This window comes from Nostoc sp. NMS8, assembly GCF_017115045.1.
In the GTDB taxonomy this organism is placed as follows: Bacteria; Cyanobacteriota; Cyanobacteriia; order Cyanobacteriales; family Nostocaceae; genus Nostoc.
The window spans coordinates 116,328-129,988 of record NZ_JABXKK010000062.1; the positions used below are offsets into that span (position 1 = coordinate 116,328).

7 protein-coding genes are annotated in these 13,661 nt (G+C 43.7%); 4 read left to right on the top strand and 3 right to left on the bottom strand.

Annotated elements, in window-relative coordinates:
• The first annotated feature begins 196 nt into the window (after positions 1-196).
• Both sigC and HWQ39_RS11255 read left to right on the top strand, forming a co-directional pair.
• Positions 197-1,447 (top strand): RNA polymerase sigma factor SigC, encoded by a 1,251-nt coding sequence (gene sigC, locus HWQ39_RS11250; RefSeq protein ID WP_292844213.1) that lies wholly within the window; start codon positions 197-199, stop codon positions 1,445-1,447.
• Between the two features lie 419 nt (positions 1,448-1,866).
• Positions 1,867-2,322: a Fur family transcriptional regulator gene (locus HWQ39_RS11255; protein ID WP_292844215.1), complete on the top strand. Its 456-nt coding sequence runs from the start codon at positions 1,867-1,869 to the stop codon at positions 2,320-2,322.
• 132 nt (positions 2,323-2,454) lie between these two features.
• Here the strand turns inward: HWQ39_RS11255 and HWQ39_RS11260 are convergent, their stop codons facing one another.
• Both HWQ39_RS11260 and cobN read right to left on the bottom strand, forming a co-directional pair.
• The gene (locus tag HWQ39_RS11260; RefSeq protein ID WP_292844217.1) at positions 2,455-3,606 is read right to left on the bottom strand and encodes a peptidoglycan-binding protein; all 1,152 of its coding nucleotides are present in this window, start codon (positions 3,604-3,606) and stop codon (positions 2,455-2,457) included.
• 9 nt (positions 3,607-3,615) lie between these two features.
• Positions 3,616-8,034, bottom strand: a complete 4,419-nt coding sequence (cobN, locus tag HWQ39_RS11265; protein ID WP_292844219.1) for a cobaltochelatase subunit CobN — start codon at positions 8,032-8,034, stop codon at positions 3,616-3,618.
• A gap of 94 nt (positions 8,035-8,128) precedes the next feature.
• Here cobN and HWQ39_RS11270 point away from each other — a divergent pair, with 94 nt between their 5' ends.
• Positions 8,129-10,162, top strand: a complete 2,034-nt coding sequence (locus HWQ39_RS11270; protein ID WP_292844221.1) for a GAF domain-containing sensor histidine kinase — start codon at positions 8,129-8,131, stop codon at positions 10,160-10,162.
• Between the two features lie 51 nt (positions 10,163-10,213).
• Here the strand turns inward: HWQ39_RS11270 and HWQ39_RS11275 are convergent, their stop codons facing one another.
• Positions 10,214-11,485: an MFS transporter gene (locus HWQ39_RS11275; protein ID WP_292844223.1), complete on the bottom strand. Its 1,272-nt coding sequence runs from the start codon at positions 11,483-11,485 to the stop codon at positions 10,214-10,216.
• A 518-nt stretch (positions 11,486-12,003) separates the two neighbouring features.
• Between HWQ39_RS11275 and HWQ39_RS11280 the strand changes: the two genes are divergently transcribed.
• Entirely contained in the window at positions 12,004-13,554 is a 1,551-nt protein-coding gene (locus HWQ39_RS11280; protein WP_292844225.1) for a DUF3131 domain-containing protein, read from the top strand.
• Positions 13,555-13,661 lie beyond the last annotated feature (107 nt).

Below are 13,661 nucleotides of genomic sequence, written 5' to 3' on the forward strand. Positions count from 1 at the left end.
AATTTAGCAGCCGATTAAGTTCAGTAATACTGTATCCAATAAAACCATTACAGTTAATTTCTAAAAAAATTGTAATGGAACCTTCAACCATGTTAGTTCATCGTTAATCACGGGAACAATAGCAACAGTTGAATAGCTGACCGTAATCTAAGCTGACCGAAATCTATTGTTACCTGGAGCCATTGAGACGATCTTTATGCCAGCAACATCTTTTTATACAGACGCCCCCTACAACACCAAAAAGTCCCGTCAGGCTTTGGACTCGGATCTCACGGTTGATGACAGTGAGTTATCGGTAGATGACCTACAGGAGCTAGAACTGGCTTCTGTTGACAATGCTAACTTTGCTGCTAGCACTAACCGTCGGAGTACAGACCTAGTACGTTTATATCTTCAAGAAATTGGTCGGGTTCGCTTGTTGGGGCGTGATGAAGAGGTTTCAGAAGCTCAAAAAGTCCAACGTTACTTGCGGATGCGGATAGTACTTGCTAAGGCCGCCAAGGAAGGGGATGAAGTGATTATGCCCTATCTTCGGTTAATAGAAGTTCAAGAACGTCTTACTTCCGAACTAGGACATCGGCCGTCTTTGGAAAGATGGGCTGCTACTGCTGATATAGTTTTATCCGATCTTAGGCCAACTTTGGCAGATGGTAAACGTCGCTGGGCTGAAATCGCCAAGTTGACTGTAGAAGAGTTGGAGCAAGTTCAGTCCCAAGGACTCCAAGCAAAAGAACACATGATTAAGGCGAATCTTCGCTTAGTTGTGTCTGTTGCTAAGAAGTATCAAAATCGTGGTTTGGAATTATTGGATTTAGTCCAAGAAGGTACATTAGGTTTGGAGCGAGCTGTAGAAAAATTTGACCCAACTAAGGGTTATCGCTTCAGTACCTATGCTTACTGGTGGATTCGTCAGGGTATTACACGGGCGATCGCTACTTCTAGTCGCACGATTCGCCTACCGGTTCATATCACCGAAAAGTTAAACAAAATCAAAAAGGCTCAACGCAAAATTGCTCAAGAAAAAGGTCGCACCCCAACTCTAGAAGATTTAGCAACTGAGTTAGAGATGACACCGACCCAAGTACGAGAAGTTTTGTTGCGGGTTCCTCGCTCAGTTTCTTTGGAAACCAAAGTAGGAAAAGATAAAGACACTGAGTTAGGCGAATTACTCGAAACCGACAGTGTAACTCCAGAAGAGATGTTAATGCGAGAATCTTTACAAAGAGATTTGCATCATCTTCTGTCAGATTTGACTAGCCGGGAGCGCGATGTAATTTTGATGCGGTTTGGTTTGGCAGATGGTCATCCTTATTCTTTAGCAGAAATTGGTCGCGCTCTTGATTTATCGCGCGAACGAGTCCGCCAAATTGAATCCAAGGCTTTGCAAAAGCTACGTCAACCCAAGCGCCGCAACCTCATCCGCGACTATTTGGAGTCTCTAAGTTAGTCATTTGTCATTAGTCATTTGTCATTAGAAAACTACACTTGACAAATGACTAGGGACAAAAGGCTGATTTGATCCCTAAGTTAAAAGCCTTTTATTGGCTTACAGCAAATAATTAGCATTAAACTGTATAAGAGTTTTCCCCAATCTTTGCTCAGATATCTTGAAGGTGGGAAGCAACTAAGCAATTCAAATTTAACTTAGGCAAAATTCAACGTCAAGGGATGCAATTGTTACAAGTATCCTAATTATTAGCTGTATGCAAATTAAATGCACTACAGCTTATTACTTGAATTTTGCTCAAGATTTGATGAATTGTTCTTAAATATTTAGTAAGAATTCTCAATAGGCAATGATTGTTGCAAATTGCTCAAAAGATTTGTTATATTCTCAATTAACGATATTTGTTGAGAAATATTAGTATGACTGTCTACACAACTACTTCACTTAAGGCAGAATTGAACGACCGAGGCTGGCGTTTAACTCCCCAGCGCGAAACAATTTTACACATTTTTCAAGAACTTCCGCAAGGTGAACATCTGAGTGCGGAGGATCTTTATCATCGGCTAGAAACTGATGGTGAAGGGATCAGTCTGTCAACTATTTATCGGACTTTGAAGTTGATGGCCAGGATGGGAATTTTACGGGAATTAGAATTGGGCGAGGGACATAAGCATTATGAGATCAACCAGCCCTATCCTCATCACCACCATCACTTAATTTGTGTTAGATGCAACTCAACTATTGAGTTTAAAAATGACTCAATTTTAAAAATTGGGTCAAAAACCGCTCAAAAAGAAGGTTTTCACCTTTTAGACTGTCAAATGACTATTCATGCAGTGTGTCCCAAGTGCCAACGGGCGCTGATGCCGCTTTAGGGACTTGGGTAGATAAATAAGACGAAACTACTCAAATTTACCAAATAAATGGAATCTGAGCAGTTCGTAATTTGCTGTTACTGGAGGCAAGCAACCAGTTGGGAACTGATACTAACGACACCAAAGCGGATGTTAAAAGCGTCCGCTCTTAAGATCCTTGAGACTGATGCCATAGAATTCTTGGGCTTGCTTAATTGCTTTTTTGGTGTCATCTGCCATCACACCATTCAGTTTGCCTTTATAAAAACCCCGCTCCCGTAGTCGCGTTTGGATTTCTAGGGTATTAAATTCGCTTTTGCTAGTAGTATTAACTGAGCTATATAACTTAGCTCGCGTAGTTGGGCCTGCAACACCACTTGCTGTTAAGAAATTAGCTGTCTGAAATCTCTTTACAGCATCAGCAGTAAAGGGGCCATAGTAGCCATTTGGCTCTCCCTCTAAATATCCTGCTTGGATCAATTGTTCTTGAAGGATTCTAACAGGCTCACCGCGATCGCCTACACGAAGTTTGTCTCGATTGACTACCTTTTTAGGAGCCTCTTCGCCATCACCAATGCCAATTCCTGGCAGTTTACGTAATGTTGCTGGGCCTGCAATGCCATCAACGCTTAATTTGTAAGAATCTTGGAACCGCTTGACAGATTCTTCAGTAATTGGGCCAAATATTCCTGTAGCGTTTCCGTAATAAAAGCCTGCAACTCTTAACCGTTCTTGCAAAGCTCTCACATCTTCACCTTCATCCCCCTTAGCAAGGTAGCTGGGATTGCGGCGTTTGCTGGTAGCTGAACTAGCTGAACTAGCTGAAGTAGTAGTGCTGGGCTTTTTGGCTTGTGCGCTTACAGCAGTAGTTTTTTTAGTTTGTGTTGTTGCCACAACTGTGGACTTTTTGGCTTGCCAACTTTCTAATTTTTGCAGGGTGCTGGCTCCAACAATGCCATCCACTGGTAAACCAGCGGCTTTTTGGAAGCGCCGCACAGCTTCTTGTGTGGATACGTCATATACTTGGCTAACAGAAGTTTGGTAAAAACCTGCTGTTCTTAACTTTTGTTGTAGATTTCTGACAGAAGGGCCTTGATCGCCTTTTTCTAGTGCCATGACGCTGCTCACAGCACCAAGAATAGATAAAGACAGAGCAAGGGGCAACATATACTTCCAAGCCCTACCAGAAAGCCTTTTCCAGTCTGGCGCAGCTGCTTTGTTAAACAAAGAACTGAGGGATACCAATTCACTGGGTGTGCTGTCTTCGTAGGCGAAAGCTAGGTGCAAATACGCAAGATTTTCCATATTTGTTTCCTACACCATTGATTTTTCTTCGATAACTGCTTCAGCTTGATGTACTATGTTCCTCAAAGCTTCTAATGTTCCTATATCTACATCCTCCCACAAATTGCGCTGATGTGCTTCTAATAATTTTTCAGCAATATCACGCAGAGCATAAGGGTTCTTTTGCTGAATAAATTCTACAACAACTGGATCGAGTAAATAAGCGTCTACTATACCTTGATACATGTAATCTTCAACACATTTAGCTGTTGCATCGTAGGCGAAGAGATAATCTACTGTCGCCGCCATTTCAAAGGCTCCCTTGTATCCGTGACGCATAACTCCTGCAATCCACTTGGGATTAACTACGCGAGAACGATACACTCGTGCAATTTCTTCTTTCAGTTGGCGAACGCGTGGTTGTGCGGGTATAGAATTATCTCCAAAATAAGTTTGAGGATTTTTTCCCTGTAGAGAACGCACTGCTGCTGTTAAGCCACCCTGAAATTGGTAATAATCATCAGAATCGAGTAGGTCGTGTTCCCGGTTATCTTGATTGTGCAGGACAACTTGCATTTGTGCCAAGCGTTGTTTGAAGGCTTCGGTATTGGGGACTGGGGACTGGGGACTATTAAGAGGCAGAGGGGCAGGGGGCAGGGGGCAGGGGGAAGTAATTTCCTCTCCTCGGCTCCCTGCTCCCTGCTCCCCTACTTCTGTTCCTGAAGAGTAGGCGTAAGAACTCCAGTTAATGTAAGCGCGGGCTAAATCTTGGTCATCTGTCCAGTTTTGCGATTCGATTAAACCTTGGAGTCCAGCGCCGTAAGCACCTGGGCGAGAACCAAAGATGCGATAGCGCGATCGCACCGTAGCTTCTTGTATAGTTAATCCTTGGCTTGTCCACAAATCAGTTTCTTGGCGAACTGCATCGGCGAGGGGATTTTGTTCTGGCGGTTCATCTAAGTCTGCTACTGCTGATACTGCTTGATCGAATAAGTCAATTAAGTTGGGAAAAGCATCGCGGAAGAATCCCGAAATTCGCAAGGTGACATCTACACGGGGACGCCCCAAAATCGCTAAGGGCAAAATTTCAAAATCCACTACTCGCCGCGCTGCACCATCCCATACAGGTTGAACTCCGAGTAAAGCCAAGGCTTCGGCTATATCATCACCGCCTGTTCTCATGGTGGCTGTTCCCCACAATGATAAGCCTAGTGTTTTGGGATACTCGCCATGTTCTTGAGTGTAATATTCTACGAGGGTTTCGGCGGCTTTTCTGCCGATATCCCAAGCTGTCTCTGTGGGAATGGCGCGAATATCGACAGAATAAAAGTTTTTCCCTGTTGGTAGAACTTCTGGGCGGCCGCGTGTGGGTGCGCCAGATGGAGCGCTGGGGACATACCCGCCATCGAGTCCGTGTAATAAATGGGTGATTTCTTCGGGGGTTTTTTGTAAGGCTGGGAGGAGGCGATCGCTTATCCAGTTAAGGGTAGTGCTGAGTGGGGAGTTAGGAGTGAGGAGTGAGGAGTGAGGAGTTCTGAATTCTGAATTCTGATTTATTAATTGTTCTACTAAAAGGGCGGCGTGTTCTTCTAAAACTTCGACGATATCACCGAAGGTACGGCATTGTGTGCCATTGACTATTGAGTATTCACCACTAGTCATTGACAAATCGGCTGTGAGGGGATCGAAATCTAGTCCCCAATCTTGAGCGATCGCACGAGTAATACCTGAAGAATGGCGATTGGGGATGCGAGCGATCGCTACTATTAAATCTCGTAGCTGCCTTCCTTGGGGACATTTCCCAAAAATGTGCAACCCATCGCGGATTTGGGCTTCTTTCAATTCACACAGATAGCCACCGATAGAATTCAAAATTAAGGATTCAGACTTAAAAATTTCTGTTTCATTTTGGATTCCTAAATCTAGATGGAGATTTTCTTTGATCACCAGTTCGTGGATGCGATCGCGAATCACTGGCAAACGTGAAGGATCTAAACTGTCGGCTTCATAATACTCATCAATTAAATTTTCTAACTGTTGTAAAGAACCATAGAGTTCCGCGCGAGTCATTGGCGGCGTGAGATGATCTATAATCACCGCTTGAGCGCGACGTTTGGCTTGGGAACCTTCACCAGGATCGTTGACAATAAACGGGTACAGGTGGGGAAGTGCGCCGAAGGCTACTTCTGGATAACAATTGTTCGATAAAGCCACACTTTTACCCGGTAGCCATTCTAGATTTCCGTGTTTTCCCACATGAACTACAGCATCAGCACCAAAAGTTTCTCTAATCCAATAGTAGAAAGCTAAATAATCATGGGTTGGTTCTAAATCCGGCGCATGATAATTCAAACTGGGGTCATTATCATAACCCCTTGCTGGCTGAATTCCCACAAAAATGTTGCCGAGTTGAATTCCAGGAACGGGGATGGAGGCAGAGGGGCGGGGTGCAGGGGGCAGGGGAGAAGAGTTTTCACCTTTGCCTCCCGCACTTTGCCCCAGTCCCCACCTTTCAGTAATACCTTGCTGAACTGCTGGCGGTAATGAAGCGAAATATTCTTGATATTCTTTCCAAGAGACGCTTTGGTGTACTGGAAGCCATTCTCTACCTTCTGGATCGTTGGTTACACCAGATGTTAGCCGTTGAATCAACTCGTCTCCTTGAGCAGGTAGATTTTCTACTTCATACCCAGCCTGATGTAAAGCTTGCAGGATTTCAACACAACTAGCTGGGGTGTCGAGTCCCACACCATTGGCGAGGCGGCCATTGCGGTTGGGGTAGTTTGCCAGAATCAGGGCAATTCGCCGTTCTTGGGGGGGTTTGGAACGTAGACGCGCCCAATTTGCTGCTAGTTTAGCAACGAACTCAATGCGATCGCTCACTGGTTCATAAATTACCACATCTGTCTCTAAATGAGGATTACGAGTTTGCAATGCTTTAAAAGACACAGCACGAGTAATAATCCGCCCATCTACTTCTGGTAGCGCCACATTCATCCCAATATCGCGGGGAGAAAGCCCTTGAAACTGTGACTCCCACTGCTCAATTGATCCGCCACTGAGAATTACCTGCAACACAGGCACATCTAATTTTTGCCACAGTTCGGTTTGGGGTGTTTCACTTTCCAATCGTGCTAGAGAAAAACTGGTGGTATTTAGCAGCACAGCGATTGATTCGGCTTCTTTGGGTTGGAAAAATTCACTCAACTCAACTTGCACATCTGGTTCACGCAATGAAGAAACAAATACTGGCACTGGTTGTAAATTTTTCTGTACCAAAGCTTCGCATAAAGCATCAATTACTTTAGTATTCCCCGCTAAATAATGAGCGCGGTAGAAAAGGATGCCGACTTTTGGCATTGGGCATTGGAAGCTTTGAGGTTCAGAGGTGGATTCATCCAGTTCAAAGGTGGATGAACGGAGTTCCGAGGTGGATTCATCCAGTTCAAAGGTGGATGAACGGAGTTCCGAGGTGGATTCATCCAGTTCAAAGGTGGATGAACGGAGTTCCGAGGTGGATTCATCCAGTTCAAAGGTGGATGAACGGAGTTCCGAGGTGGATTCATCCAGTTCAAAGGTGGATGAACGGAGTTCCGAGGTGGATTCATCCAGTTCAAAGGTGGATGAACGGAGTTTTGAGGTGGATTCATCCAGTTCAAAGGTGGATGAACGGAGTTTTGAGGTGGATTCATCCAGTTCAAAGGTGGATGAACGGAGTTTTGAGGTGGATTCATCCAGTTCAAAGGTGGATGAACGGAGTTCTGAGGTGGATTCATCCAGTTCAAAGGTGGATGAACGAGTATCTGAGGTGGATTCATCCGGTTCAAAAGTGGATGAACGAAGTTCTAACTCTCCCCTGCCCCCCTGCTCCCCTGCCCCCCTGCTCCCCTGCTCCCCCACTCCCCACTCATACAATCCCACACGCGGAATCGGCTGAGGTGGCGCAGGATTGTATGCAGTTGATAAACAACTATCGGAGATAAATTGCAGAGCATTAACGAAATTTTCCACGCCGCCTTCGCTAAAATATTGCCATATTTGGTTAACAATAGCCAAGGGCACGGTAGACTGGGAAATTAAATCGGGATCAAAAGCGTCATCCCCTGGCATTACAATGAGGGTTCTACTATTACGTTGCACAATTTCCTGCACTACTTCTAAGCCATAACCCCAATAAGAGCGTCCTCCTAACAAGCGCAAAATAATTACTTGGGCATGTTCTAAAACTTGCTCTCCATAAGTATCTATACTTAATTGTTGCTGCAACTGCAACAGGTTGGCGACTCTTAATGCCGGAAAGCTTATAGGTAATTTGGGAACCGCAGCTGCCAAGGTTTGAATGTCGGTATCAGCAGCCGTAATCAACACGAAAGGCGCTGGAGTTTGTTCTAAAAAAATTAAACCTTCTGACTGATTCCATCCACCCGATGTGCTACTTATACGATGCATAATCCTGTGTTACCGTTTTAAGTTATTGGTTAGTACATAATCAAAACAAACTTTTTTCCCTGGATTCAGCCCTCTCTTACCAAAATGATTGAAAATGCTTAGTTTTCCTGATTTGAGCTTTTCTCGAACCTTGCCTATTGTTGTATTTAATCAGCTTGGGGAGTTGTTAGAACAGATGGCTCAAACGGTGGGAAGTGCCGTTTTGATACTGAGAGAAGCTGTGTTAGTGCGGGTTTACATACCTGTAAAGTGGCAAAGGCAAAGGTTTACATTAGTGGTTTCTGAACAGTTTAGCGTCCTTTTGGTAGGAACGTTTGAGCAAGGAAGTAGGGAAACAGAGGGGCAAGAAACTTACTCAGAAATCAATGCTCAGTTGACGTTTAATTTGGAGGCGATCGCTTCTTTTGTCTGCGAATTGAGAGATTTATTTGAGTGCGATTCTTCTACTCACCAAAATCTCGAACGCTATCAGCAAATTATTAGACCTAATGATGCCACGCTCCAAAGTCAATTTACGCTGTTGTTATTAGAATATCTCCTAACTCAGCCAAACCAAGAAATAATAGCATCTCCAAGCCCAGTTGGGCCAGCAGTTTATATCTGTCAGCCAGTGGAAGATGCTTTAAAAAAACAGATTTCCCAAGAGCGGTTGTTAAATCAGGTAACAACGCAGATCCGCAAAAGTCTGGATTTGCCTGTCATTATGGCAACGGCAATTACACAGGTGCGTGAGTTTCTGGAATTAGACAGATTAGTAATTTATAAATTTGAAGGTTCCCAAGTCAATAGTCAACAATACCAATCTGATAATATTCCCCTCAATGAAACGGCACTGGCAATAGGCATGGAACTATCAGTTAGGGAACCTTCTGAAATCGATTTTTATATACACGAGAACAACAATAAAGACTCACCTTTTATATCAGTAAATAATCAACCTCTACTAGAAGATTATCAAAAATATGGTGGTTATATTGTCTATGAAGCCCGTGCTACAGATGCTATTACATCGGTGTTGAATTACACGGAGAAAAATTGCTTTATCCGAACCTCTCAGTGTTGGGAGAAGTATCGACAAGGCTTTACCTTAGCTGTGGATAATGTCGAAAAAACTTATGCTCTGGAAGAGTGTTTGTTAAATTTTTTAAGGGAATGCCAAGTTAGGGCTAAGTTCGCTGCACCGATTATGTTTGAGGACAAACTGTGGGGATTGCTGATTGCTCATCATTGCGATGAACCCCACCAGTGGAATGATAGCGAAAAAAACTTGCTAATTGCGATCGCAGAACAATTAGCGATCGCTATTCACCAAGCTGAGTTAATGCAAACCCTCACCCAAGAAAAACAAAATCTCGAACAACGAGTGATTGAGCGCACAATGGCTCTGCGTGATGCGCTCCTCGCCGCCGAAGCTGCTAGCCGGATCAGAAGTGAGTTTCTCGCTACTATCAGTCATGAATTGCTCACGCCTTTAACTTATGTGATTGGGATGTCTTCGACATTATTACGCTGGCCTTTGGGCGAATTGAGCCAACGACAACGGGGTTATCTACAAACAATTCACGACAGTGGAGAACATTTATTAGAAATGATTAATCACATCCTCGATCTATCGCAAATCGAGGCTGGGAAGACAGCTTTAAATATTTCGGAATTTTCTTTAGTGAATGTTGCTCAAAATGCTGTAGAGTCACTGCGAAAAAAAGCAACAAGCGAACAAATTAATCTCATACTGGATTTACAAATCGATTCCAGTCGCGATCGCTTTATCGGCGATGCAGAAAGGGTAGAACAAATTCTCTGGAATTTATTAACTAATGCGATTAAATTCACTCCTGCGGATGGCAGCGTTACCTTACGTCTTTGGGTGGAAGATGACACTGCTATTTTTCAAGTGGAAGATACCGGAATTGGTATTCCTGAAGAACAATTACCATTACTGTTTGAGAAATTTCAGCAACTCGATACGCCCTATCGCCGCCGCTACGAAGGCACAGGAGTTGGACTAGCTTTAACGAAACAACTTGTACAACTCCACCGGGGTCGAATTGAAGTAGAATCAACTGTTAGTATTGGCTCAATTTTTACTGTATGGATACCAAGTCAGACAGTGAGAGTGGTGAGTTAAAAGTAATTCAATGTCATTTTTATAAGAAGAATTCAGAATTCAGCGATTTGTTTAGCGCTCGATCCAACGGCTCACTGCTGGCAATTGTGTAGAGAAGCATAGCGCACCTAACATACTCAAACTGCCACAGACAATCAAGGCATTAGTCGCACCAAAATTATGCGCCAAAGTTCCAGCTAACAGGTTCCCAAAGGGCATCATACCCACCATTGCTAAAGCATAAAAACTCATCACCCGTCCGCGCTTATCTTCGGCCACTAGGGTTTGGATAATCATATTACTACTGGTAATCATGAGGATGGTAAAGCAACCTGTAAACACTAGTATGACGATCGACAGCCAAACTTGACGCGATAGTGAAAAGGAGATCAGACTCATCCCGATCAAGGCTTGAGAAACTACAATCAAACGCTCTAAACCCTTAATCCCTCGCCTGGTACTCAGATAAAAACAAGCAAACAACGATCCAATCGGCGCTGAGGTACTTAGATGAGCCATTGTAGCTGCATCCCCATTTAAAATCTTAGCGGCGAAAATGGGCATGAGCGCAACATGAGACATTCCGACTAAACCTTGTAACGCCAGCATTAATAAAATTGCTCTAATGGGCTGGAATTTGGAGACATATTCAAAGCCCTCCCGCAATTTCTGTAAAGTATCGCTAAGGTTCGTCAGGGTCAGCGTGGGTCTGGCTTTCAGCCGCATCGCTAGCAGCGTAAAGATGGCAGGGATATAGCTGAGAGTATCGTAGAGAAAACAATATTTCACCCCTAGCGTCGCAATCAAAATCCCGCCCATAGCTGGCCCCAATACCAGCGAGGAACTTAACATCACTGAATTCAAGGCGATCGCATTACTCCAATCGGCGCGATCGCCTACGGTTTCGGTGACAATTGTATGGCGCACGGGCATATCTAATCCCTTGAGCAAACCATTGAGAACACTCAGTACCAGTAGGATGGGAAATGTAATCCAATTCTGAAAAGTCAGAATCGTTAAAGTCAGGGAAACGCTGATTCCCAATATCTGCACCACCATTAACAAGTCCCGACGACTCCAGCGATCGGACAATACGCCCGAAAAGGGAATCAATAATAATGTCGGTAAAAATTGTACAAACCCTGCAACTCCCAACAACCAAGCCGATTTAGTCAAATCGTATACTAGCCAAGGAATAGTCAACTGCTGGGTCATAAATGTCCCAGACATTGATAGTAACTGTCCCCCAAAAAACAGGCGAAAATTACGCCAACGAAAGGCGGGTAAATGGTGGTAAAGGGTTTTACTTATGCGATCGCCTACTTGTCCATTCCAAATTTTCATCAGGAGAAATTTTAATATGGTCTACGAACAATTAGATTAACTAACAATTATAGGATAACTGCGATCGCTTATCTGTCTGGGCTAACACATTTACCCAAATAAGCTGTTGTGATTATAGTTTGCACATTGAGGCGGCAGGGGAGCAGGGTGCAGGGAGCAAGGGAGAGGATTTACAGGTTTTGCCTAATCATGCTTGTGATGCAATTTGCAGGCGCAACAGCTTATCATCTGAATAAATTGGGTAATTTATTCTCTGGAAGTCCCCAATATTTGAGCATTGGATCGCTACCTAAGTAATACTATAATTATTTACACAAAAATTACATTTAATAATCATGACTTACGCACGGACTACGATTTTACGTCATTACGAGCAAAGCATTCGTGGAGCGCCTCGTAGAGAAGTAATCGCAAAGGCTTAGTTTTTGGTCGCGAGTGCGTAAGTTCTATGTTAGTTAGATTTTAAAGTTGGGAAGAATGTATTTAGTGAAACTACGCAAGCAACGCTAATTTACAATATGAGTTCTGATTTTCAACCGCCACCTAAGAGCTTGTCCATACTAGCTTCTGTAGGAGGAGTAGTTACTGCTGTAATCGCGATCGCAATTTTAAATGGTTGGTCTAAGCACCTTTCCAAGACTTCTATAGCAAAACCAGAAATATCAACATCCGAAACTGCTTCCCGCCAATTGCTACAACCAAGGAAACCCCAAACCCAAAGCCCTGTTTCTGATACTAAAGGAGCGGAAATAGTTGCCGATCTGGATGCGAAATCTGTAGTTTTGGCAGGTCAAGCCATTCCTAAGAACCAATTAACAGTAGCCATAATCCCATATACTGCTCCGGGAGTTGGAAAACTGACCCCAGAGGAGATAACAACTGCGCGTCAAGCTTGGTCATACTTCCAGCGCAATTGGAATGATGAAACTGGCTTGATCAATTCTGTGGATGGTTTTGCCTCTATCAGTATGTGGGATCAGACAGCGGCGATCGCAGCTTTAGTTAGCGCTAGAGAACTCAATATCGTGCCTGCGGCTGAATTTGATGCCAAAATGACCAAAATGTTGAATACATTAGCGTCTATCCCCTTGTATAAAGGAGAACTACCTAACAAGGTCTACAACGCTAAAACTCTTATACCCGTTAATTATGGTCAACTAGAAAAACGCGAAGAAATTGGTTGGTCAGCCATCGATTTGGGGAGAATGGCAATCTGGCTGAAGATTGTCGAGGCAAAGTATCCAGAAATGCGATCGCAAACAGCAGCAGTTTGGAAACATTGGCAAGTTAAGCGTCTAACCAAAAATGGCCAAATGTACGGTACTGCTGTCATCAAAGGTAAAGAACAGTATAACCAAGAAGGTCGCTTGGGCTATGAGAATTATGCCGCCTATGGTTTGAAATTATGGGGATTGGATGTTAAGCAAGCCTTAGATTATCAATCCCATACAGCCTTTGTTGACCTTTACGGACAGGGAATTCCTTACGACAAACGCGACTATAAAAACTCTGGAGCCAATAATTACGTTCTGAGCGAACCTTATATCTTAGATGGCATCGAAACTGGGTTTCAAGCTTTGCCGAAAGTCTATGCCGATCGGATTTTAGCTGCTCAAGTAGCGCGTTATGAAGCGACAAAACAATTAACCGCCGTCACCGAAGACAACTTAGATCGCCCTCCATACTTCGTTTACAGCAGCCTGTTTGTCAACGGAGAACCTTGGGCAACGATTGCAGATACCGGAGAAAAACACAACGATTTGCGATTCCTCAGTGCCAAAGCTGCGATCGGCTGGCATGTACTTTATAACACCGCATACACGCAGCAGTTATTTAATTTCGTTCAAAGCAACCTCAAATCAAAAGATGGCTGGTACAACGGTTTTTATGAATCTCTGCGTCAGCCGAATAAAACTCTTACCGCTAATAATAATGGCGTAATTTTAGAGAGTTTGCTGTACAAGCAAGTTGGACAACCGCTCACCGTTTGGGCAGGAGTCAAAAACTATAAGTCAACCAAAAGGGGTATCAGAACACCACAAGTTACAGCTAAGATTCTCAGACCATGAAAAACTGGCGTTGCATAATAGAGGTCATCTACTGTGCAATGTCCATATTTTACCCACATAAGTCTATTCAATAACGCTACTTGATGGCAAAAGTCTCTGAAGGGACA

What these genes read in the sequence shown, in the direction of transcription:
- HWQ39_RS11270 (WP_292844221.1), top strand. Translation starts at nt 8,129, where the DNA reads ATGCTTAGTTTTCCTGATTTGAGCTTTTCTCGAACCTTGCCTATTGTT.
- sigC (WP_292844213.1), top strand. Translation starts at nt 197, where the DNA reads ATGCCAGCAACATCTTTTTATACAGACGCCCCCTACAACACCAAAAAG.
- cobN (WP_292844219.1), bottom strand. Translation starts at nt 8,034, where the DNA reads ATGCATCGTATAAGTAGCACATCGGGTGGATGGAATCAGTCAGAAGGT.
- HWQ39_RS11255 (WP_292844215.1), top strand. Translation starts at nt 1,867, where the DNA reads ATGACTGTCTACACAACTACTTCACTTAAGGCAGAATTGAACGACCGA.
- HWQ39_RS11280 (WP_292844225.1), top strand. Translation starts at nt 12,004, where the DNA reads ATGAGTTCTGATTTTCAACCGCCACCTAAGAGCTTGTCCATACTAGCT.
- HWQ39_RS11275 (WP_292844223.1), bottom strand. Translation starts at nt 11,485, where the DNA reads ATGAAAATTTGGAATGGACAAGTAGGCGATCGCATAAGTAAAACCCTT.
- HWQ39_RS11260 (WP_292844217.1), bottom strand. Translation starts at nt 3,606, where the DNA reads ATGGAAAATCTTGCGTATTTGCACCTAGCTTTCGCCTACGAAGACAGC.